Raw genomic sequence first — 20,622 nt, 5'->3', positions numbered from 1 at the left:
AGAGTGGGAGTTTTCCTTGGTTATAGAGGGCGATTCGGCTCGTAGTAATCTAAGTCGCTTTCAGTTTCTGAAACATATGGTGCTTTGCGCACAAACGACATAATTGCTGCAATATACAGAAGTATAGATGTTAAAGAGAGTAAATAAGCAAATACTCCAGCTAGAATAAAGAAGATACCTGCAAGCTTTGGATTTTTGTTATTACGGATGTTTAAGATCGCTAAGATATTGAAGACTAGGCTAATAACGAGGGAAATAACTAATCCCCAACCAAACACTTCAAAAACGCCCATGCTACCTTGTACAATATCCATGATTGCATCCACATCTTGTTGCTGCAATGTTGGATCTTCTTCGATCCCTTGTTGCATTCCTGTTTCAAACTCTTCTAGAAATGCAGGATCGTTTAACGCTGCGCTTCCACCTGAAACAAATAAGGTCATTAAAATAATGGATAATGCGGTGAAGACAGCACTAATTACTCCTAATACAATCTCGCCTGTCCTTGAAAACTTCATTCTGACGTCCTCCTTTAATTTGTATTCATTAGTGATACGAATCACAATCACAAATGTTTCGCTTACTTGGTGTATCCCCTAAAAATAGTTCAAAAAAACTAGATTTAGTATAAAAACCTCGGGTATATATATACTAACAAACAATTAGAGAGGATGACAGACTATGGAAAAGAAATTAGTATTCTCACAAGGTGATTTTTTATACACGTTAGCAGGTGCTTCTGCATTAACTGCTCTTGTGGTGTTCTTCGTATGATTGGAATGAACTCTACTTACATATAAAAGGCAATCCACCGTTCATTGAACAGGGATTGCCTTTTATTATGCCTTCACATCATCATATTCTTTATAACGGTCGAATGCTGTTACAACATACGAGCAAACTGCATCCATTTTGTAGTCGTTTTTTCTAGCATAGTCAGCTGCTTGGTCTAGTAATTGCTTAGCTACTCCGCCACCACGCAATTTAGGGGATACAAATGTATGATCCATCACCATTATATCTCCAAGTAATGTCCACGTAATCTCTCCGACCTTCTCATTGCCTTCACGAACTTGATACGCAAACACATCATTTCCTAGCTCCGTAAATTGAAAATCCATGAACAATCACTCCTTTTTATCAGTCTATCATATCAAACGAAAGAGGGCGCAACTTTGATTCAATTTCATTTCTTCGAGATTCTAAAAAAGGAGGAAGTGCTAACTTCTCACCAAGTGTCTCCAGACTTTCATCTGAATCAAAGCCAGGTTCGTCGGTTGCCAGTTCATACAGAATTCCTGAAGGTTCTCTAAAATAGATGGATTTGAAATAATACCGATCTACTAAGCCTGAAGTTTGATACCCTGCTTGGGTTAGACGTTCTTGCCATTTTGGATACTCCTCCATGGACGGAATTCGAAATGCAACATGGTGAACACTACCACGGCCTGGACGTTCTACAGGAAGATCTGTACGAGTTTGAACATGTACCTCTCCAGCAGGTCCCCCTTCAGCCACTGAAGCGACTACTGTATCAGGTTGTCCTTCTACTCGTGATGGGTAACTCCCAATGATAGTGAAACCTAAAATGTTAGTCAGCGTTTCTACTGTTCTTTCTGCATGTCTAACTGTTAAGTAAGACGGCCCGAGACCGACTATCGCATATTCGATTGGTATATCCTCTTTCTCCCACGCTTCTCCGTAAGGAATTCCCTTCCCATCATCAACTACTAGATGCAATCTAGATCCTTCAAAGTCTTCAAAATAAAGGACCTCACGATCAAAAGCAGTTGTTCGTTCTAGTTTTGGAATAGCAAAGCTTTGCAGACGGTGTTCCCAAAAATCTAGTGCCTCCACGGATTTTATCCGGAATCCCGTATTAGAAATACTTGATACTCCAGGATATGTCTTGCCCGCCATAGGTATATCAAAATACGTCATATCTGTTCCTGGTGTACCCTTCGCATCTGCATAAAACAGATGATAGGAACTTGGAGAGTCTTGATTGACACTTTTTTTAACTAAGCGCATACCTAATATATGCGTGAAGAAGTAATGATTTTTCACGGCGTCTTTTGTTAATGCTGAAACGTGATGAATGCCACCTACTTGCATGTCTCCCACCCCCTTATCTTGAATTCGAGATATTTTTAGTATACTCTTTTTTTCAAAAAAAGAAAAGGAGTTCTCATTATTTTAAGAGACTCCTTTTGTACAGTATTGGGTGCGTAGGGGAAGCGTTCCGCGGGCGCGGGCTGAGCCAAAATCGAGTTGCGAACGCCAGAAATACACTCCGGAATCAGCCGCACCCACAAAGGCTGAATTACGCCTTCATGGGCACGTCTGATTTCCTCGGAATTTCTTGAGCGGCGTTCTCCACATCTAAAGCAAGGTCTCAGCTTCCGCTTTTAATCCCGCTGGAGTCACCCCTACTCACTTTTCAAATTTGAGACTTTACCAATAATTATGAAAAAATCAACTCTGTCTTGATCATAGTTTTAATTAAATATAGATCGGATTGAAGAAACTAAGTCGTTAAAGAATTTCTTTACGCCGTTCCAAAATCCTTCGTTTTCTACAATCGAGCCGATTTGATCTTGAATCGATTGGCTTAAATCTTCTAATTGCGTTGACCACTGACTAAAATCAATATCCAATTGGCGAATCCGGTCCATTAGATCAATCAAAAGTTGGCGGTCTTGTTCTGATAACTCAATTTGAAGGGTTGACAATTGTTCTGTAACAATTTGTTCGACTTCTTCACGTGTTGCAGGATTTTGCTCTGCAATCTGTTGCTTGATTTCAGTTAAAAGTTCACTCACTTTGTCTTGATCGATCCCAGATTCTTCAGAAAGGATTGTAGCGACAGACAACTCCTCATTTGCAACATCTGTTCGTTCTGAATCCAGTTGTTCCCCTGTTGCTTCGTAAGCTTTATAAATCCCTACAAGAGCAGAATGACCCGTTACTGGACTTGGCGCAGCGACTTCAACCGTAGCATTTTCAATTCCAGCTGTGAGCATGGCATTGGCATACATTTCATTGGTTACTTGTGTGATATTGTCTGGTGTGACAATTGAAATAACTAAGCCTTTGCCCGCATCTGTACGTGTGATTTTCGCAGAAGAGAACATCCGCGCAGACGAGTTTCCGTCTTTGATATATGTGGCTAAATCTTCACCAGTTACTGTAATTTCCTCTACAGTAGAGGATTCCGATACATTTAATGCTTTTTGTACACTAGCTTTTTGTTCAGCAGTCAGGTTGGCTCCGTATACAACAATGGGCACACCCAATTTTTCATCTATAACTTCTTGATTCTCTCCGTCTGCCAGAGTAATTGCAGGGAATAAAAGTAGAAGTGCGAGTAAAGATAGAAGTATTTTTTTCATTGTTTGACCCCTTTCTACTAATTGAAACGTTCTGGCAGTCAAAAGGTTGCCTTACAATTTCGAAAGTGTCCAACCATCTTGCTGCTCAATTTTCCCATCCTTCATTAGTTTACCTAATGCACGCTTAAATGATGCCTTACTCATTGAAAACATTTCTTGGATCTCATCCGGTGTTGATTTATCACCAAACGGCATCTTTCCACCAACGGATTGTAGATAGCGCCATACAGTCTCTGCATCATCAGAAAGTCGTTCTTGTTTTCTAGGAAGAAGTGATCCGTTCAGCGTACCATCTTCTTTGACTTCGATAATACGAACTTTTACTTCTTCACCTAGGCGAGGCTCAGCTTGACGCTCCGATTGATGGACAAAAATTCGATACATGCCTTTTGCAGACAATAGGAAAGTTCCTATTGGTAAAAGTCGATAAGCACGCGCTTGGATATCACTGTTATATACAGTAGAAGGCGCTTCGACATACAACTCTTCAATTTTTTCTTCTGTTGCTAATCGGCCAAGTAGATTTCCATCGCGATCTGTGCGAAGTGTCATGAAAATGCAATCACCCGGTTGTGGCCATAGCTCACGTAGTTTTGGAAGATCTTCTCCTTTGACAATGGCCGCCTGCGTGCCGCCAATATCAACAGTTGCTCCGTCGCGATCTGTCACTTTCATGACTTTCGCCCACCCGTACGTACCTTTTCGAATTGTCGGGATATGTCCACTCCCTAAAATGTTCCCTTTGCGATCAGCATAGGTAAAAACAGATACCTCTTGGCCTTCTTCCCATGCTTCAATAGCTTCTGATTCATTAATGACTACAACGTCCTTATCTTGTGTTACAGCAATCCATTTTGACCCTTCTTTTTCAAGCAACTTCACTTTCACGACTGCAGCAATTTCTAGTTCAGCCATACGAGCCCTCCTCTATTCCTCTACTTTTGTATCTGAGCGAAACTGTTCTAACTTGTCTTGGAGCTCGGGATGTTCTTCGAAAAACAATACTAGCTCCGCAATGCGGTCAATCGACTCCCAGCTCAAGTGGTGTTCGATTCCTTCTACATCTTGATAAATCAACTCTTCTGAAACACCAGCCAATCGTAAGAAATTCTCAAGAAGGTCATGTCGTTTCACGAGTTTTTTTCCAAGTTTATTTCCTTTTGGCGTCAAAGTTAAACCACGATATTTCTCATAGTGTAAATAGCCATCCTTATCGAGCTTTTGCACCATTTTCGTAACGGATGAAGGAAGGACTTCCAAAGCCTCGGCTATATCAGATACTCGTGCGTACCCTTTTTGTTCGATCAATTGATAGATTTGTTCAATGTGGTCTTCCATACTTGGTGTTGGCACTTGCGTTCTTCCTTTCCTACTCAGTGGTTTAAGTTTACTACACTCCACGAGTGCGGACAAACCGCTAATTTATTTTCATGTCGCATGTTTAAGTAAAATGTAGCTAGGGTATTCTTCTAGTAGTCAAGCAATTTACTTATTGTTAGAAAGGGGGGTGGCATACATGGGCCGCATTTTATGGTTAGTAGTTGTCGTACTTATTGTTCTTTGGTTATTAGGATTCTTATTCGAAATCGGTGGTGGATTGATCCACACTCTTCTGATTATCGCGGGTATCATTTTCGTTATCCAGTTAATCACAGGTAAACGAGCCGTATAGAAAAAGCCGCAGCATCGCGCTGCGGCTTTTCTTATTGAATTTTTGCGTATATACACGTGTTTGTAAACTCTTTTGAATCTGCTTTTCGCGCACTTTTGCGTAAAATCCCCTCAAGTTTATACCCACATCGCTCAGCAACACGGCGACTCCCTTGATTATCTTCATCACATCGAATTTCTACGCGCACAGCTTTCATTTCTCGGAATGCAAAGTCCGTCAACATCTGGACGGCCTCCGTGATGTAGCCTTTTCCTTCATAGCTTGAACGCAACCAATAGCCGATTTCAAAACGTCCTAGTGACCAGTCAATTCGGTGAAAACCTGTGGACCCAATAAAATTCCCTGTTTCTTTCTCAAACAAATGCATCCGGAAATCTTCTTGTGTCACGTAAGCTGCGATCGCCTTACGTAAACTGGCCTCCGTCTCTTCCATCTTTGGTGTTTGTTGTGCCCAAATCATCCATGGCTTCAAAGTAGCCATACTTTCTGAAATGGCTTCCCACACAAGAGGACCGTCTGATAGCTGTGGCGCACGTACGAGTAGACGTTCTGTTTCCAATTGATCCGGTACAAGAGGTCGCTCCGTTTGAGTAGCACCGGTCATCATTTCATCCCATGCAACGGGTGTTGACGTTCCTTTTAAGAAGTCCTCACGCGTCATACCATAGGTGACGGCATCATAGTACCGCTCTTCTTTTGGAGAAAACCAAGCTTGTCGAAGTTGTGCTTCCTTCACAAATCCAGCCCGTTCAAATGTTTTACGCATCGCTACATTGTCTAGACGTGTGTGCCCTTCAAGGCGAATCTTTTTCTCTGGAAGCGAAAATACATACTCCGTCACAAGCTTTAGTGCCTTTGACCCGTACCCTTTTCCACGAGCTGTTTCTGCAATTCGCAAGTCAAATAGCGGGATCTCATCTTGCAAATCATGGATCTTTACAATCCCTACTTTTTCGGCGTCTTCATTCTCTACCCAGAAGGTCTTGACGTCATCCGATTCGTAGCCGCCTTCCCCGATCGTCTTCTCTATCAGTTCGCGTTCAGGCGTTGCATTTCCGTGAAATGGCCATGAATTCGTTGTTAAAAAGTGTATGAGCTGCTCTTGTTCTTCCATTGTCCATTCTGTTAGTCTCATAAAGACCTCCCGTATACCGTTTCTTGTCTAAAGCAAAGATATACTTTCTTGGTCTAATTTGCAATCTTTTCAGGTACTAAACGCAGTTCATACGACTCTCCATATTCCCCATCTAGCCGGGTTTCATGGAAAGTACCATTTGCCCAATCATCCACTTGATTGTGGAACCACTTTGATTTCACGTGCCCACTCTGTCCAGGGCCCACTATATGATAGGCACTCGATAAGTCACTGAGGTCTGCTACAAATCGCCATGACGCCCCATGTGTGACTTCACCTTGTTCATTGAATGCTGCTGCTTGTACTGTAATTCCAGATCCACCAATCGGAACAGGTGTCGGGTTCAAGAAGCGTGCAAGTAGTGGCGATGCGCCTGCAAGAGGATGATCAAAAGTCAGCAAATGTTCTTCTCCCCACTGCCACTCAGACCAGTCCTCCCCATGCTTTTCTTCCATCTCCGCCATCATTTCTACGAAACTCGCCTCTACCCATGCTTCAAAACCGCCAAATTCCTCGACCCATACACTTGTCTCTCCATCCGCATAAAGCTTTAGCAGTTGATCGGTGATATTCGCTTTTCCTGGCATCATATCGTAAATATCTTCTGGAACTTGTTCTTCAAATAACACGTTGGGAAGTTTTTTCATCCATTTATTAAAGACGAGTGGAAATGGAGATTCTTTGTCATCGACAAGGTTCCAACTTTCCATCTTACTTAAAAGCTCTGTATATGTGCTACCTGCTTCTGTTGTAGAAAGTCCAGTCAACAGTTGCTCTAAAAATCTACGCGCTTGCAAGTTCTCTTGATCCATCTGCAGGTCCATCATATCCTGAACAGTCAACTCATCACTTGCCTCCAACACCTCTGCGATCCGCTCGTAACGGTAGGATTGCGCCCAGAAGTCCGTGATGTGATAGGGATAGCTATCGTCTACCACTTGATTGTTGGCTGTTGCGATAAAGCCCTCGTCAGGGTTCACTGAAGTCGGTAGTTCGTCATATGGAACATACCCATCCCACCCGTAATCAGAAGAGTCTCCTGGAACCGGAAGTTGCCCGTCCCCTTGTTTGCGAAGAGGTAGTCGTCCATTTGCTTTATAGGCGATGGTTCCGTCTTTTGCAGCGAAAACAAAGTTCTGTGCTGGCGCATGGAATTGTTCAAGCGCCGATTCGAATTGTTCCCAGTTAGAAGATTTGTTCATTTCCAAGATGGCTTGTAGCTCCTGCGTGGGTTCAAGTGCGGTCCACTGCATGGAAAACACAGCTTCTGGATTCGTTTCGTCATACAAGATGTCAGAAATCACAGGCCCATGCCGGGTCACTACGACTTCATAAGGCACGGACTCTTCATCCTTCACTGCGATTTCATACGACCGAACTTTCGCATCTTCCCACTCGCCGTCGTACGAGAATTGATACGGGTTCTCTGGGTTCGGAATCTCGATATACAAGTCTTGAACGTCTGGACCTACATTCGTTACTCCCCAAGCGACGTCTTCGTTATGTCCTAGAATGATTCCTGGAATCCCTGCAAAGATGACGCCACTGACATTTTGTTCAGGCGACTGGAGGTGCATCTGATACCAGATAGACGGTGTACTCAAGCCGAGATGTGGGTCATCGGCTAAAAGTGGTTCACCCGTTACTGTCTTGTCTCCAGAAACGACCCAGTTGTTACTCCCGTTAAATGGGTGAGGCATCACTTCAAGCGGAAAGTTCGCCCCTACTTGGACAGACGTCTCTTTATTTGCTTCTAAAATTGCTGGGTCACCTTCAGGATACGTAATGAAGAGCTCCCGCGCTTTATCCTCTTCTAAGTTTTGTAGTGCCCAGTGGCGAATAGCCAGTGTCGACCAGTTGCCACCAAGATCATACGCCATGTATTTTCCAATCGTCAGGGAATCTACAGGAGTCCATTCTTTTGGCTCATAGCCGAGAAGTGAAAACTCATAACTCAGTTTGCCTTCTTCTTTCGCGTGTGCAATAAAGTCATTCACACCTTCTGCATACCACGCGAGCACTTGCTTTGCTTCATCACTGTAGCCTTCATACGATTTTTCTGCTGCGTCCCGAAGACTAAATGTCAAAAAGAATTGATCGGTGGATAAAGCAGCACTCCCCACTACTTCTGATAATTGGCCGCTCGCTTGGCGACGCGCTAAATCCATTTGGAACAGACGATCTTGAGCCTGCACAAATCCTTGTGCACGATACAAGTCCGCATCACTTTCAGCTTCAATATGAGGCACGCCTTGTTCATCTCGGATCACGATAACTTCTTGTTCAATACTACTTAAGCCCATCTGTCCCTCGATTTGCGACTTAGAGTCCGCGATAAACCAATTGAGGCCAAGTAAAGCTATAACTACAATAGCTAGAAGAATTCCAGCAATCGTCAGTGTGATTTTCAGTCCTTTTTTCATGTCCCTTCCCCCTCGTATTGCTACTAATTCGGCAAACTTTGATAAACTCCTTCATAACCCGAAAAAGTTTGGGCATTGTGTGGGTATAAAAAAACACTTTCTCTAAAAAGAGAAAGTGCCCACTAATTCATTCTAATTTTATTCTTCGCCGACTATCTTCACTTCCAACTCAAGATCCACGCCAAACTTTTCTTTGACAGTCTTTTGTACAAGCTGAATAGTTTGGATATAGTCAGTTGCTGTTGCATTATTTTTATTGACGATGAATCCGGCATGTTTTGTAGAAACTTCCGCTCCCCCGTACCCTTTTCCTTGCAAATCGCTATCTTGAATCAGTTTCCCAGCAAAATATCCTGGAGGACGTTTGAACACACTTCCTGCAGAAGGATATTCAAGTGGTTGCTTGGATGTACGCTGGAAAGTCAGGTCTTCAATCTTGCTGTCAATCTCTTTTTGCTCACCATGCGTCAGTTCAAATTCAGCTGACAATACGAAATAGCCTTTTTTCGATATGACGCTCGTGCGGTAGCCAAGATCTAAATCTTCTTTCTTTAAAATCAACAGTTCACCTTCTGGCGTAACAACAGTACACTGCTTGATGATATCTTGAATCTCACCACCATAAGCCCCTGCATTCATTACCATTGCGCCGCCAACAGTTCCGGGAATCCCACATGCGAACTCCAAACCTGTCAGACCCTCAGCTGCAGCTTGTTTAGAGACATGAATAATAGGTGCTCCACTTTCAGCATAGACGTGTGTATTCGTAATTGTGATTTCTTGAAGTTTCGTCAACTGTAAGACGATTCCTCGAACTCCGCCATCACGCACGACCATGTTCGAACCGTTTCCTAAAAGCAATAAAGGAATTTTATACTGAGCCGCGTAATTGATGACGACAATTGCTTGCGCTTGAGACTCAGGTGAAACGAATACATCTGCTGGTCCTCCCATGCGCGTTATCGTGTGCAGTGAGAGAGGTTCATCTAATTTAACTGTATGTGCAGGCAAAACTGCCGAAAGCTCTTCAAACCATTTCTGTTTAGACAAAAAAGCCAAATCCTTTCTTTCTTAAACGTTTGTCTCCTTAGTATGCGAGGGAATCCGCTTTTACACAAGAACCATTCGTTACGTCCATTGTTGTGACCATTGTTCTATTCCTTCGATTACCGGACGCAATGCTTGTCCTTTTTCCGTTAAGGAATATTCCACTCGTACTGGAACTTCTGAGTAAATTTTACGTGTAACTAGACCTTCATATTCTAATTCTTTTAATCGCTCAGACAAAAGTCTTCCACTGATCGGCATAGAGGACTCGATTTCATTGAATCGTTTACATCCTTCTAATAACTGATAAATAATTAATGCAGTCCATCGTTTTCCTAACAGATCCATTGCGCTAGAAAGGCGTGGACAAAGCGCCGATTTTTTCATATTTTTCACTCCTAATTTATTTAGTATAGTAAAAAAATCTAAAAAACTCAAAAAATCACGATGATATCTCTTGACGTCTACTTAGTATTATTTTATAGTAAGTTACATAAAGTAACCAGTAATTTATTTTTTTAATCATATATCTTGATTTCGAAATAAATTATCCGTATACTTTTAGATAATTCGAAAAACAAAGGAGAGATTTTTTTCATGACAAACTTTAACCTCGACACAGCTCACTCTAGCATTGGATTCTCAGTGAAACACATGATGGTTTCAAAAGTACGCGGGAACTTCAATGAATTCTCTGCAAATCTAGAGGGAAATGAACAAGACCTTACTGGTGCAACAATCGACTTCACAATCGATGTAGCATCTATTAATACAAACAACACAGATCGTGACAATCACTTACGTTCAGCTGATTTCTTCGATGTTGAAAACTACCCATCTATCACGTTCAAAGCGACAGACATTCAGTCTAAAGGCGATGACGAGTACAAAGTGACAGGCGATCTTACAATCAAAGATGTAACAAAACCAGTTTCGTTTGATGTGGAGTACGAAGGAAAAGGAACGAACCCATGGGGTCAAGAAGTGGTTGCGTTCTCAGCAAGCTCAAAAATCAACCGTAAAGACTTCGGCTTAACTTGGAACCAAACTCTTGAAACTGGTGGAGTTCTTGTAGGCGAAGATATCAAGATTGACATCGAATTAGAGTTAAACCCGGCTTAAGTTTTAGATGTGGAGCCGACTGTTCAGAAATTGTGCGAGATGACAGCGTGGACCGTGAAGCGCTTTTTGCTTCATGGGCCGCGATGGCATCTTGCGGGATTTCTAGGAGGCGCAACTCGATTTCGTTTTAGATGTGGAGAACGCCATTCTAGGGAAGATACTTTCCTAGGGTGGCGTTTTTATATGAGCGTTTGGCAATTGTGTCGGGCGATTCGATGTCTATTGTAAGAGATTCGCTAATTGTGACGAGAGTTTCACCACTTCTTTTCTCACTTTTGGCAATTGCTGATATTATGGAAACTAATTCGCATCAATCAAATGAAACTTTCTTGCCACCAAGACGTAAAAGAAAAGAAACGGACAAAGGTGGTATGTTAAATGTGGTGGATTGTAGCGATTGTGGCGATTGGTGTTGGGGCTGGCTTAATTGACAGTTGGATGAAAAACAAACGAAAATTAGAAGAGTTGAAACTCGGGCATTTGAAAGAAGAATTGGAACTTGAGAAGTTACGCAATGAAAACTTTATTTTAGAAACAGAAAAACTGCGTCTTGAGCTTGAACATAAGCGAGAAGCTCTGACCTATACAAAAGACCCAATTCTGAAAGAACTAGAAAAGGAGAAGGCTTAGGCCCTCTCCTTTTTTTAATATAATTTCCCTTGCTTATACAGGACTTCAGATAACCTTCCGACTGCATGAATGAATGCATTCTGACGCAGCGCATATGGGTCCGCGTAATATTGAGGAAGTATTGTTTCCATCGTCTCGCCCATTTTTTCATACAATCTTTTGAATACTTCTTCCTCCGTGTAAAATTGTGTTTCACGGCCTTGAAGCCACTCTAAGTATGAGACAATAACTCCTCCAGCGTTAGCTAGAATATCTGGGATAATGATAACACCATTTTTGGCAAGCTGCTCATCTGCTTCTTGTGTCACTGGAGCATTCGCACCTTCTACAATAATTTTAGCTTTGATGTCGCTCCAGTTGTCTTGATGAATCTGGTCTTCAAGCGCTGCTAAAATCAATACGTCCATTTCCATAGTTAAAATGGCTTCACGCGATTCAATCGTTGCTTCTACATTAATCTCTTTTAATTGGTCCTCAGAAACCGGTAAGTCTCCTTTATTCTTCATCGTGAATTCAACAAGCGCTGGAATGTTTAAACCATCGCGATTCACGAGTGTGACGTTTCGGTCGGAAACCGCAATGACTTTGTTTTGAAGTTTTTGATCACGATAGGCTTCTAATGCGGTCACAGAACCCACATTTCCAAATCCTTGAACTGCAACACTTAACGGGCGTCCAAAATGATCAAGCGTTGTTTTAGCAAAGCGATTTTCAGACTTCTCTAAATTCGTACGGTTCTTCTCCACATAATCATGAAGAAGGTAGCGCATCGTGAAATAGACCCCTTTGCCTGTCGCTTCTCTTCGGCCTAGGGAACCTCCGTTAATGACACTCTTTCCAGTAAAACTGCCCAAATAAGGCTGTCCATGATTGATTTTCTTATACTCTGCCATCATCCAGTCCATTTCACGCTCTCCAGAACCTACGTCCGGGGCCGGAATATCTTTGTCCGGACCGATAATGTCGTTAAAGTTCCGAACATATTTGACGCACAATGTATGGAGTTCCTTTTCAGAAAGTGACCGTGGATCGATTATGATTCCACCTTTTCCCCCACCGTAGGGAACGTTATGTAGGGCGTTCTTTAGCGTCATTAAAAATGAAAGGTTTTCTACTTCGTGTTCGTTTACCGATTCATGAAAACGAATTCCACCTTTATACGGCCCTAATGCATTGTTGTGTTGAATACGAAATGCTGGAATTCGCACGATTTCTCCGTTTGCTAGCGGCATACGAATATACGCTTTATGGATCTGATTCGGTGTCGAAAGAATGGCTTCCATAGATTTGAAGGCTTTATCACGACTTTCGCCTTGGCACACAGGAAGGAATTCCTTACGCTCAAGTAGTGCTTTTAATGTTTCTTTTACAATCGGATGGGAGACTTCACTCATCCGAATCACCTCCTAAAATTAATTATCTTACTAAAAAAAGTATACCCCTCCGTTTGTAGGATAAAACGGAAGGGTAAGAACTAGTTATTTTGTTTCCGGTGCATCCTCTTCCCAACACTCTGTATTGGTTAAACCACCGATATTTTTCGCATAGAATTGTGGATCCACTCCACGCTTTCGTTGCCCGATGTAATCTTCAAGTACTTGCCCTGCTAATTTTCCTAATAAGATAATGACCACGATATTAATAACTGCCATCATCCCCATAAATAGATCTGCCATATTCCAGACGAGCTGGACTTTTGCAAGAGCACCGAACATGACCATAGCTAGTACTAGTACACGATACCCTTGCAGCCATCCGCGATGAGCATTGATTAATTCAATGTTTGTTTCCCCGTAGTAATAGTTCCCCATGATTGAACTGAAGGCGAAGAAGATAATCGCAATCGCAACGAAATACGGAGCCCAACTCCCCACGTGATCTGCCAATGAATTTTGCGTCAAAATGATTCCGTCGTCTGTAGCTGTTTTATAGAAGTCTGATAATAAAATGATAAAGGCTGTAGCTGTACAGATGATGATGGTATCAAAGAATACCCCTAAGCTTTGCACGAGTCCTTGCTTCGCTGGGTGAGATACGTTCGCTGTTGCTGCTGCATTTGGAACAGACCCCATACCTGCCTCATTCGAGAACAAGCCTCGTCGAACACCCTGCATGATGGCTGCACCAACACCGCCTCCTACCGCTTCTTGTAGACCAAATGCATGACTAAAGATGAGTGCGAAAAATGCAGGAATTTCAGATAGATTCGTGACTACCACAAATAGTGCAATTGCAATATACAACAGGGCCATCACTGGAACGATGACTTGTGTAACTTTGACGATGCGATGAACTCCACCGAAAATAATGATGGCTGTTAAAACCACTAATGTTAAGCCAATCGCCCATGTTGGTACGTTAAACACATCACTTACAGACACTGCGATTGTGTTGGACTGCACCGAGTTAAAAATAAAACCAAAGCTCAGAGTCAATAGAACACTAAAGATTACTGCAAGCTTTCGCTGTCCTAACGCTTTTTCCATGTAGTACGCTGGGCCGCCACGAAACTCATCCCCGTCACGCACTTTGTATACTTGCGCAAGTGTACTTTCCACGAATGCAGTGGCCATCCCGATAATTGCGATGAGCCACATCCAAAATACTGCACCAGGGCCACCGATACCGATTGCGAGGGCAACCCCGGTAATGTTCCCTGTCCCCACGCGTGATGCGGTACTGATTGTAAAAGCTTGGAATGCTGACACACCTGTATCTGTTTCTTTCTTTTCCGTGATGACACGGAACATTTCGCCGAACATGCGGAACTGAACAAATTTAGTACGGATAGAAAAATAAAGACCGGCACCAATCAAAAGGGCAATTAATATGTACGTCCATAAATAATTATTTGCCCAGTCCACAAAAGAATTTAACCATTCCATAAGCTTCCCTCCTCACATATCTTAATTTCCTTATCTATATACCCCGAAAGTCTCAGATGGCAAACAAAAAAACCTGTGAAATCACAGGTTTTTGGCTTATACGTCACATACGTCTCCATCACATGCAGCACCTTGTCCACCAATGGTTTGAAGAGTGGGTTTTATCCCTTCTTCTTCAGCGACTTTTTGTAGCGCCTCTTTGAAAACTTCGATAGGTTGTGCACCAGAGATTGCGTATTTATTGTTGAGAACAAAAAAGGGTACTCCACGGACTCCAATTTGAGATGCTTCCGTTTGATCAATTTGAACTTCCGGGAAAAACTTGTTGCTCTCTAGAACTTCTAAAGCACCTTCTCGGTCAAGTCCAGTGGCTACTGCTAAGTCTGCCAGAACGTCTACATCATTGATGTTTTTTGCTTCAATGAAATAGGCGTTCAGCAATTCTTCACCCAGTTCATTTCCTTTGCCTTGCGTATCTGCCCATTTTACAAGACGATGCGCACGTGCCGTGTTGGCTGGCTTTGCATCTTCCATGTTGTAATGCAGGTTTTCAGTCTTCGCTTGCTCAACAACATTTGCAGACATCGCTTTTGCCTGCTCAATGGATGTCCCATATTTGCGGGCAAGTGATTCATAGACGGATTCTGTCACCACTTCCGGCGTACTCGCATCCAACTGATAACTTTTCAGTTGAATCGTTGCTTGCTGTGCAAATCCTGTTTCTTGTAATGCGCGTTCCATACGTCGTTTTCCAATATAACAAAAAGGACAAACGTAGTCTGACCAGATTGCGATTTCCATACAATCACCTCTCTGTCAGCATAGTTTGTCCTGATGAAAAAATCAACGAATTGAGCTTAGTTTGAAAGTGCTTCTGTCAAAGCAGGAACCACTTGTTTTTTACGTGAAACGACGCCTTTTAAAACTGCTGTATGGTTTGTAAATACAACATTGAATGCGTCTTCTGCTTTGTTTGCCATTTTGCCTAGAGCTAGTGCCACTGAATCGTTGTTCAAGATATCAGTTACAACGAAGAAATAAAGATCCAATTCCTTTTCAGAGATGCGTTCATGAATCGCTGCTTCAATCTCTGATTGACGACCCAATACGTCTTGTGGATCCACAACATTGACTTGCGCGATTTCAACTTTGTAATCGCCCATGCCGAACTCTTTCGCATCTAGCGTCAACAAATCCTCGATTGTTTTCGATGATACATCTGCTCCAGCCTTCAACATATCTAATCCGTACTCTTCCGCACTCACACCCGCCAACTGCTCGAGCTCACGCGCTGCTTTTACATCTTGCTCTGTGCATGTTGGAGATTTGAATAGTAAAGAATCCGAGATGATAGCAGAAAGCATAAGACCTGCGATTTCCTTCGGCACTTCCACTCCATGCTCTTTGAAAAGCTTCAACAGAATCGTCGCTGTACATCCTACTGGCTCTGCACGATAGTAAACCGGATCTGCTGTTTCAAAATTTGCGATGCGGTGGTGGTCGATTACTTCTAAAATGTGTGCCTCTTCGATTCCATCTGCGCTCTGCTGGAATTCGTTGTGGTCAACTAAGATAACTGGTTGACCTTTTTCAACGGATGTTACAAGGCGTGGTGCTTCTACTCCAAAGAAACCTAAAGCGTATGCAGTCTCCCCTGCAACGTCTCCTAAACGGACTGCTTCAGCACTGTGACCGATTTGATTTTTCAAGTATGCGTAGACGATAGCTGACGTGATTGTATCAGTATCGGGATTTTTATGACCAAATACAAATGTGTTCGACATGAAAAATGCCTCCTTCAAATTTTGTGCTTCTTCAGTTTAGCATATTTTTTCCCAAATCGACATGTGGGATATGCCGCGTTTCCTTTGAAATTTCATGGTATACTGTTACTTATTTTGAAGTGTGAAATCAAGGGGGATACCATGGCACGGACAACTGAAGCAAAGTACCTACCACTGCATGACTTTTTTAAAAAGACTGACCAAAAGACTGTGAAATTGACATTCGATCAAATGGAAGCAATTCTCGGTCAACCCCTCCCCAATGCTGCCTACTTGAGCAGGAGTTGGTGGAAGAAAACGAAGCCGCCAGCGCAACATTTTCTTGCCTGGACAGGGAATGGCTATGGGGTCAGTGAAATTGAGTTGAATCAATATGTTGTATTCCAAAATTCTATACATGAACATGATACTTCAAAAGAACGTGAAAAGCAGGACATCTTAATTGTTCGTGAAGCAGAGACGGAAGATGCGCGCGCGTTTATTCAATTGCAGGAAACTATTTACTCCGAGACAGACTTCATGCTATACGGGAAGTCGGAGCAGAAACAATCGGTCCAGGGAATACGCAAACGCCTAGAGGAGTGGAAAGAATCCCGCAACTCCAATCTATTTCTTGCCATTATGAACGGGGAATATGCCGGTTACCTTGTTGTAATCGGAGGCCCTTCTCCTCGCGCGTCCCATCGCGCTTCTATTGTGATAGGGGTAAAACAGCAATTCTCTAATAAAGGCATTGCCTCTACCTTGATGTACCACGGAGAGAACTGGGCAAAAGGCGTCGGGATCGAAAAGCTCGAGCTGACAGTGATCAAAGAAAATGTCATTGCACAAAAACTTTACAACAAACTCGGGTTTGAACTTGAAGGAACACGTAAAAATGCACTACGCATTCACGGGCATTATGTAGATGAGTTTTACATGGGGAAAATGATTGATTGACACGCAAAAATCATACGTCTTTAACAAAGACAAGGGAGTTTCTCGTATAAATGAGAGACCCCCTTTTTTTATTTTCGCTAGGTGTGTAGGGGAAGCGTTCCGCGGGCGCGGGCTGAGCCAAAATCGAGTTGTGAACGCCAGAAATACACTCCGGAATCAGCCGCACCCACAAAGGCTGAACTTCGCCTTCATGGGCACGTCTGATTTCCTCGGAATTTCTAGAGCGGCGTTCTCCACATCTAAAACAAGGTCTCAGCTTCCGCTTTTAATCCCGCTGGAGTCACCCCTACCCACTCATCATGTCTGTTACATCATTGATTCAAACCCAATCATATTTTGGCGTTTTTGGTGCTCTGTATTTCGAGACAAATGGATTATCGGTCTCCCAAAAGCGGTACGGATAGTGAACAGCTTCCCCGCTATTGTCGATTCCGATACGGGGACCGGTAGAAATTCCACTTACTTCTTTTCCTTCCGCAATATAGAGAGGTGGTTCATACCAGAGCTCTCCGTAATGCGCCATCGTAATACCGAGTGCTTTCGTCAACTTCCCAGGCCCATTCGTCCACTGCTTTTTAGGAAGTTGATTTCGGTTCGCCTGCATTACCGTTTGTCCTTCTACTGGTTCAACAGCGCGAATCAAAATTGCATGCGGCTCATCGACGTCTTCTGCCACCACATTGATCAGAGTATGCGTATGCATCTGATATGTGTAGATGTGTCCGGGCTCACGGAACATGACTTCTGTGCGCTTTGTCTTCCTGCCCCCAAAACTATGAGCAGCTTGATCGAGCGGTCCCATGTAGGCCTCTGTCTCGACGATGTAACCAGAAAGTCTTCCTTCCGGTGTATCATGTACAAGAAGCTTTCCAATCAGTGCCTTAGCGAGCTCTAGTGTCGGTAGTTCGTAAAACTCTTTCGGAACAATGCGCATTTACAAAATCAACCCAAGCTTTTTCGCTTCGAACCGTAATTCTTCACGGAAGTCCGGATGCGCAATCGCAATCAGTTGTTCAGCACGCTCTGATAATGGACGTCCAAACATCTCGGCAACACCATACTCTGTCACAATGTGGTCCACATCGTTTTTATTCGTTGTCACGACAGATCCCGGAGAGAGTGCTACTTTAATACGCGACATTTCTCCGTTCTTGATTGTTGAGGACATAGTGATAAATCCTTTACCGTTCTTCGAAAAACGTACGCCTCGCGCAAAATCTGCTTGACCCCCTGTAGAGGAATAGTAACGCCCTGCTACCGTTTCACTTGCGCACTGGCCAAATAAATCGACTTCTGTCGTCGCATTGATGGAAATCATATTCTCTTCTTTTCCGATTTCACGCGGATCATTTACCGTACTGACTGGTAAGAACTGTAACGCTGGGTTGCCGTTCAGGAAATCATACAAGCGTTGAGACCCGTGTGCAAATGTCGCTATCATCTTTCCTTGGTTCGTGAACTTCCGCGTTCCATCCACTGCACCAGCCTCAACTAGATCGATGATGCCGTCTACGAACATTTCTGTGTGAATCCCTAAGTGACGATGTGTCTTCAACTGACTGACGACCGCGTTCGGTATTCCGCCTATCCCAATTTGCAACGTATCGCCATCTTGAATACGCTCTGCTACGTATGATGCAATCTTCATGTCCATGTCAGACACTGGCGCAGGTTCGTCCGCAACTAACGGTTGATGATTGACGACGTACCCTTCTATTTGGCTGATATGAATTTGGTTCTGTCCAAACGTTCGTGGCATATGCTCATTTACTTCCACAATAAATGGCACTTTTCCAATGAACTCACTGACGATATCGGCTTGCGTCCCAAGCGAGAAGTAGCCGTACTCGTCCATTGGCGATACCACGGCCATGACCATCATAGTGCGGCTGACCTTACGAAGGATTTTCGTCACTTCGTGGAAGTTGTTCGGCATCAAATCAGCAGTCCCTTGGTGGAACTCTTTGCGATTCGCTCCACTTAAAAAGTAGCTGATATGCTTCAAGTGGTCTGCACTCTCATTTGCCATATACGAACGGTTCCGAAGCGGTAGCAATTGATGGATCCGAACTTCTGACAGACGGTCTTGATGCGCCTCCAGGTAATCTAGTAGTTTATTTGGTTCTCCATTTGTAAGTGGGAACACGATATCGGCTTGAGCAGGAATCAGTCCAATTACTTGTTCTGCTGTCAATTCTTTCGTCATAAATCCACGTCCTTCAGTGTAAGTGTATAGATTCAGTGTAAACGAAATGGGAGTGAAAAAAAAGAAGCCACCGCGAGTGCGATGGCTAGAGTGTATCTTGAAGCTCTTGTTGTTTCGTTTCTGTCCCAAGGAAAGCGACGGCAAGAACACCGACGACGATGGCTGCACAGAAAACCCCAAAGATAATGCCGATGCTGTAACTTGCTGCTACCATCGTTCCGACTAGGAGCGGACCAAGAATTCCGCCGATCCGGCCAACTCCAGCGGCCATACCAGCACCTGTTGCCCGAATGACAGTTGGGTATTGTTCCGGAGAATAAGCGTACAATGCTCCCCAAGCCCCTAGGTTAAAGAATGACAGAAGCATTCCTGAAATCATGAGCATCGTAAGTGTCTCTGCAGATCCAAATACTGCTGCACTTGCTGCAGCCCCGAGTAAATACGTGATCAATACAAATTTACGTCCCACACGTTCAATCAACCAAGCTGCCGAGAAGTAACCAGGTAACTGAGCGAGCGTCATGATGAGTACATATTCAAATGTCTTAATCAAGCTAAATCCTTTGATGACCATAACTGATGGCAACCATAAGAACATGCCGTAATAGGAAAAGACAACTGTGAACCATAAAATCCATAACATGAGGGTCCGTCTTCTATAAGTCGGTGTCCATAATTCTTTGATATTCTGAACGACTGTCCGTTTCACATTTTCTACTTTCTCGTAGCGTGGTGAGTCTGGTAGTTTTAAGCGCAAGTAAATGGCGTAAAATGCCGGTAATGCAGTGAGTGCGAGTGCCCAGCGCCATCCGTAGTCTGGAATCACGAAGTACGCAATCAATGCGGCAAGAATCCAGCCTACTGCCCAGAAGCTCTCAAGAAGCACGACTACTTTTCCGCGTTCTTCAGCAGGGACAGATTCAGATACTAAAGTCGAAGCTACAGGTAGCTCTCCACCTAACCCCATTCCTACAAAGAATCGTAAAATCATAAATATCGCAAGCCCTCCAGCTAAAGCGGAAGCTCCAGACGCAAGACTGAACATGAGAAGCGTAATCATGAATACATTTTTGCGACCGATCTTATCCGCAATCAAACCAAAGAATACTGCTCCAACCGCCATTCCAATCGAGTTGACACTGCCGATCCACCCCATCTGTTCTGGAGACAAACTCCATTCGATAGCAAGAGCCGCAATGATAAAGGACAAAATTCCGACGTCCATCGCATCAAACATCCACCCTAATCCCGCGATAGCGAGCAATTTATTTCGAGAAAGAGGCTTTTTTGTTGTTGATTTCATTTCCCTAACTCCTGTCTTTACACATGTCGTGTTTGAGTATACGCCTAAATTGCGGGAAATACAACGAAAAAAATCAGGTTGAAT

The 20,622-nt window shown here is 43.3% G+C and carries 21 protein-coding genes; 4 read left to right on the top strand and 17 right to left on the bottom strand.

All coding sequences use genetic code 11. The features are described from left to right. Window positions 1–20: 20 nt before the first annotated feature. From AB5N96_RS05525 to mntR, 6 genes are all read right to left on the bottom strand, one after another. Window positions 21–518: a DUF4064 domain-containing protein gene (locus AB5N96_RS05525; protein ID WP_392455790.1), complete on the bottom strand. Its 498-nt coding sequence runs from the start codon at window positions 516–518 to the stop codon at window positions 21–23. 321 nt (window positions 519–839) lie between these two features. After that, window positions 840–1,121 carry a GNAT family N-acetyltransferase gene (locus tag AB5N96_RS05520; protein ID WP_204590619.1) on the bottom strand — a complete coding sequence of 94 codons (282 nt, stop codon included), beginning with the start codon at window positions 1,119–1,121 and terminating at the stop codon, window positions 840–842. Between the two features lie 19 nt (window positions 1,122–1,140). Continuing rightward, window positions 1,141–2,115: a ring-cleaving dioxygenase gene (locus AB5N96_RS05515; protein ID WP_499704895.1), complete on the bottom strand. Its 975-nt coding sequence runs from the start codon at window positions 2,113–2,115 to the stop codon at window positions 1,141–1,143. A 383-nt stretch (window positions 2,116–2,498) separates the two neighbouring features. Next, on the bottom strand, window positions 2,499–3,392 hold the full coding sequence (locus tag AB5N96_RS05510; RefSeq protein WP_499704894.1) for a DUF1002 domain-containing protein: 894 nt from the start codon (window positions 3,390–3,392) through the stop codon (window positions 2,499–2,501). A 51-nt stretch (window positions 3,393–3,443) separates the two neighbouring features. After that, window positions 3,444–4,307 carry a CvfB family protein gene (locus tag AB5N96_RS05505; RefSeq protein ID WP_392455787.1) on the bottom strand — a complete coding sequence of 288 codons (864 nt, stop codon included), beginning with the start codon at window positions 4,305–4,307 and terminating at the stop codon, window positions 3,444–3,446. Window positions 4,308–4,319: 12 nt separating this feature from the next. Further along, complete coding sequence (gene mntR / locus AB5N96_RS05500) at window positions 4,320–4,745, bottom strand: transcriptional regulator MntR (RefSeq protein WP_204590615.1); 426 nt, start codon at window positions 4,743–4,745, stop codon at window positions 4,320–4,322. Between the two features lie 163 nt (window positions 4,746–4,908). Here mntR and AB5N96_RS05495 point away from each other — a divergent pair, with 163 nt between their 5' ends. Continuing rightward, a complete protein-coding gene (locus tag AB5N96_RS05495; RefSeq protein WP_204590614.1) occupies window positions 4,909–5,064 on the top strand; it encodes a lmo0937 family membrane protein in 156 nt (51 codons plus the stop codon). 31 nt (window positions 5,065–5,095) lie between these two features. On the opposite strand, the gene AB5N96_RS05490 is transcribed toward AB5N96_RS05495, so the two are convergent. The 4 genes from AB5N96_RS05490 to AB5N96_RS05475 all read right to left on the bottom strand — a co-directional run bounded on the left by AB5N96_RS05490 (window position 5,096) and on the right by AB5N96_RS05475 (window position 10,056). Next, window positions 5,096–6,199, bottom strand: a complete 1,104-nt coding sequence (locus AB5N96_RS05490) for a GNAT family N-acetyltransferase (protein ID WP_204590613.1) — start codon at window positions 6,197–6,199, stop codon at window positions 5,096–5,098. A 53-nt stretch (window positions 6,200–6,252) separates the two neighbouring features. Continuing rightward, window positions 6,253–8,622: a penicillin acylase family protein gene (locus tag AB5N96_RS05485; RefSeq protein WP_499704893.1), complete on the bottom strand. Its 2,370-nt coding sequence runs from the start codon at window positions 8,620–8,622 to the stop codon at window positions 6,253–6,255. Window positions 8,623–8,760: 138 nt separating this feature from the next. Next, on the bottom strand, window positions 8,761–9,672 hold the full coding sequence (gene murB / locus AB5N96_RS05480; protein WP_204590611.1) for a UDP-N-acetylmuramate dehydrogenase: 912 nt from the start codon (window positions 9,670–9,672) through the stop codon (window positions 8,761–8,763). 78 nt (window positions 9,673–9,750) lie between these two features. Next, window positions 9,751–10,056: a winged helix-turn-helix transcriptional regulator gene (locus tag AB5N96_RS05475; RefSeq protein WP_204590610.1), complete on the bottom strand. Its 306-nt coding sequence runs from the start codon at window positions 10,054–10,056 to the stop codon at window positions 9,751–9,753. Window positions 10,057–10,266: 210 nt separating this feature from the next. Between AB5N96_RS05475 and AB5N96_RS05470 the strand changes: the two genes are divergently transcribed. Both AB5N96_RS05470 and AB5N96_RS05465 read left to right on the top strand, forming a co-directional pair. Beyond that, window positions 10,267–10,791, top strand: coding sequence for a YceI family protein (locus AB5N96_RS05470; RefSeq protein ID WP_499704892.1), 525 nt, complete (start codon window positions 10,267–10,269; stop codon window positions 10,789–10,791). A 378-nt stretch (window positions 10,792–11,169) separates the two neighbouring features. Further along, window positions 11,170–11,421, top strand: coding sequence for a hypothetical protein (locus AB5N96_RS05465; RefSeq protein WP_204590608.1), 252 nt, complete (start codon window positions 11,170–11,172; stop codon window positions 11,419–11,421). Between the two features lie 14 nt (window positions 11,422–11,435). On the opposite strand, the gene AB5N96_RS05460 is transcribed toward AB5N96_RS05465, so the two are convergent. From AB5N96_RS05460 to AB5N96_RS05445, 4 genes are all read right to left on the bottom strand, one after another. Then, window positions 11,436–12,815, bottom strand: coding sequence for a Glu/Leu/Phe/Val family dehydrogenase (locus AB5N96_RS05460; protein WP_204590607.1), 1,380 nt, complete (start codon window positions 12,813–12,815; stop codon window positions 11,436–11,438). Between the two features lie 84 nt (window positions 12,816–12,899). Further along, window positions 12,900–14,306 (bottom strand): alanine/glycine:cation symporter family protein, encoded by a 1,407-nt coding sequence (locus AB5N96_RS05455; RefSeq protein ID WP_499704891.1) that lies wholly within the window; start codon window positions 14,304–14,306, stop codon window positions 12,900–12,902. 96 nt (window positions 14,307–14,402) lie between these two features. Beyond that, complete coding sequence (locus tag AB5N96_RS05450) at window positions 14,403–15,107, bottom strand: DsbA family oxidoreductase (protein WP_499704890.1); 705 nt, start codon at window positions 15,105–15,107, stop codon at window positions 14,403–14,405. 56 nt (window positions 15,108–15,163) lie between these two features. Further along, a complete protein-coding gene (locus AB5N96_RS05445; RefSeq protein WP_204590604.1) occupies window positions 15,164–16,090 on the bottom strand; it encodes a manganese-dependent inorganic pyrophosphatase in 927 nt (308 codons plus the stop codon). 141 nt (window positions 16,091–16,231) lie between these two features. On the opposite strand from AB5N96_RS05445, the gene AB5N96_RS05440 reads away from it, so the two are divergent. Further along, the gene (locus AB5N96_RS05440) at window positions 16,232–17,029 is read left to right on the top strand and encodes a GNAT family N-acetyltransferase (protein ID WP_204590603.1); all 798 of its coding nucleotides are present in this window, start codon (window positions 16,232–16,234) and stop codon (window positions 17,027–17,029) included. A gap of 319 nt (window positions 17,030–17,348) precedes the next feature. Here AB5N96_RS05440 and AB5N96_RS05435 read toward each other — a convergent pair whose 3' ends face one another. From AB5N96_RS05435 to AB5N96_RS05425, 3 genes are all read right to left on the bottom strand, one after another. Next, a complete protein-coding gene (locus AB5N96_RS05435) occupies window positions 17,349–17,963 on the bottom strand; it encodes a DNA-3-methyladenine glycosylase (RefSeq protein WP_204590602.1) in 615 nt (204 codons plus the stop codon). Next, a complete protein-coding gene (locus AB5N96_RS05430; protein ID WP_204590601.1) occupies window positions 17,964–19,235 on the bottom strand; it encodes an acetyl-CoA hydrolase/transferase family protein in 1,272 nt (423 codons plus the stop codon). 85 nt (window positions 19,236–19,320) lie between these two features. After that, window positions 19,321–20,538, bottom strand: a complete 1,218-nt coding sequence (locus AB5N96_RS05425; RefSeq protein ID WP_499704889.1) for an MFS transporter — start codon at window positions 20,536–20,538, stop codon at window positions 19,321–19,323. Between the last annotated feature and the right edge of the window lie 84 nt (window positions 20,539–20,622).

Source organism: Chryseomicrobium imtechense (assembly GCF_041475995.1).
Classification (GTDB): Bacteria; Bacillota; Bacilli; order Bacillales_A; family Planococcaceae; genus Chryseomicrobium; species Chryseomicrobium aureum.
Note: the sequence above shows the minus strand (reverse complement) of the source record. Positions and strands in the feature narration are given on the sequence as shown.

Bases quoted from the DNA above. Each gene is read 5' to 3' on its own strand.
- AB5N96_RS05430 (WP_204590601.1), bottom strand. From the start codon at position 19,235: ATGACGAAAGAATTGACAGCAGAACAAGTAATTGGACTGATTCCTGCT.
- AB5N96_RS05485 (WP_499704893.1), bottom strand. From the start codon at position 8,622: ATGAAAAAAGGACTGAAAATCACACTGACGATTGCTGGAATTCTTCTA.
- AB5N96_RS05435 (WP_204590602.1), bottom strand. From the start codon at position 17,963: ATGCGCATTGTTCCGAAAGAGTTTTACGAACTACCGACACTAGAGCTC.
- AB5N96_RS05490 (WP_204590613.1), bottom strand. From the start codon at position 6,199: ATGAGACTAACAGAATGGACAATGGAAGAACAAGAGCAGCTCATACAC.
- AB5N96_RS05460 (WP_204590607.1), bottom strand. From the start codon at position 12,815: ATGAGTGAAGTCTCCCATCCGATTGTAAAAGAAACATTAAAAGCACTA.
- AB5N96_RS05445 (WP_204590604.1), bottom strand. From the start codon at position 16,090: ATGTCGAACACATTTGTATTTGGTCATAAAAATCCCGATACTGATACA.
- AB5N96_RS05510 (WP_499704894.1), bottom strand. From the start codon at position 3,392: ATGAAAAAAATACTTCTATCTTTACTCGCACTTCTACTTTTATTCCCT.
- AB5N96_RS05470 (WP_499704892.1), top strand. From the start codon at position 10,267: ATGACAAACTTTAACCTCGACACAGCTCACTCTAGCATTGGATTCTCA.
- AB5N96_RS05505 (WP_392455787.1), bottom strand. From the start codon at position 4,307: ATGGCTGAACTAGAAATTGCTGCAGTCGTGAAAGTGAAGTTGCTTGAA.
- AB5N96_RS05440 (WP_204590603.1), top strand. From the start codon at position 16,232: ATGGCACGGACAACTGAAGCAAAGTACCTACCACTGCATGACTTTTTT.
- AB5N96_RS05475 (WP_204590610.1), bottom strand. From the start codon at position 10,056: ATGAAAAAATCGGCGCTTTGTCCACGCCTTTCTAGCGCAATGGATCTG.
- AB5N96_RS05525 (WP_392455790.1), bottom strand. From the start codon at position 518: ATGAAGTTTTCAAGGACAGGCGAGATTGTATTAGGAGTAATTAGTGCT.
- AB5N96_RS05520 (WP_204590619.1), bottom strand. From the start codon at position 1,121: ATGGATTTTCAATTTACGGAGCTAGGAAATGATGTGTTTGCGTATCAA.
- AB5N96_RS05425 (WP_499704889.1), bottom strand. From the start codon at position 20,538: ATGAAATCAACAACAAAAAAGCCTCTTTCTCGAAATAAATTGCTCGCT.
- AB5N96_RS05465 (WP_204590608.1), top strand. From the start codon at position 11,170: ATGTGGTGGATTGTAGCGATTGTGGCGATTGGTGTTGGGGCTGGCTTA.
- AB5N96_RS05515 (WP_499704895.1), bottom strand. From the start codon at position 2,115: ATGCAAGTAGGTGGCATTCATCACGTTTCAGCATTAACAAAAGACGCC.
- AB5N96_RS05455 (WP_499704891.1), bottom strand. From the start codon at position 14,306: ATGGAATGGTTAAATTCTTTTGTGGACTGGGCAAATAATTATTTATGG.
- AB5N96_RS05495 (WP_204590614.1), top strand. From the start codon at position 4,909: ATGGGCCGCATTTTATGGTTAGTAGTTGTCGTACTTATTGTTCTTTGG.
- AB5N96_RS05450 (WP_499704890.1), bottom strand. From the start codon at position 15,107: ATGGAAATCGCAATCTGGTCAGACTACGTTTGTCCTTTTTGTTATATT.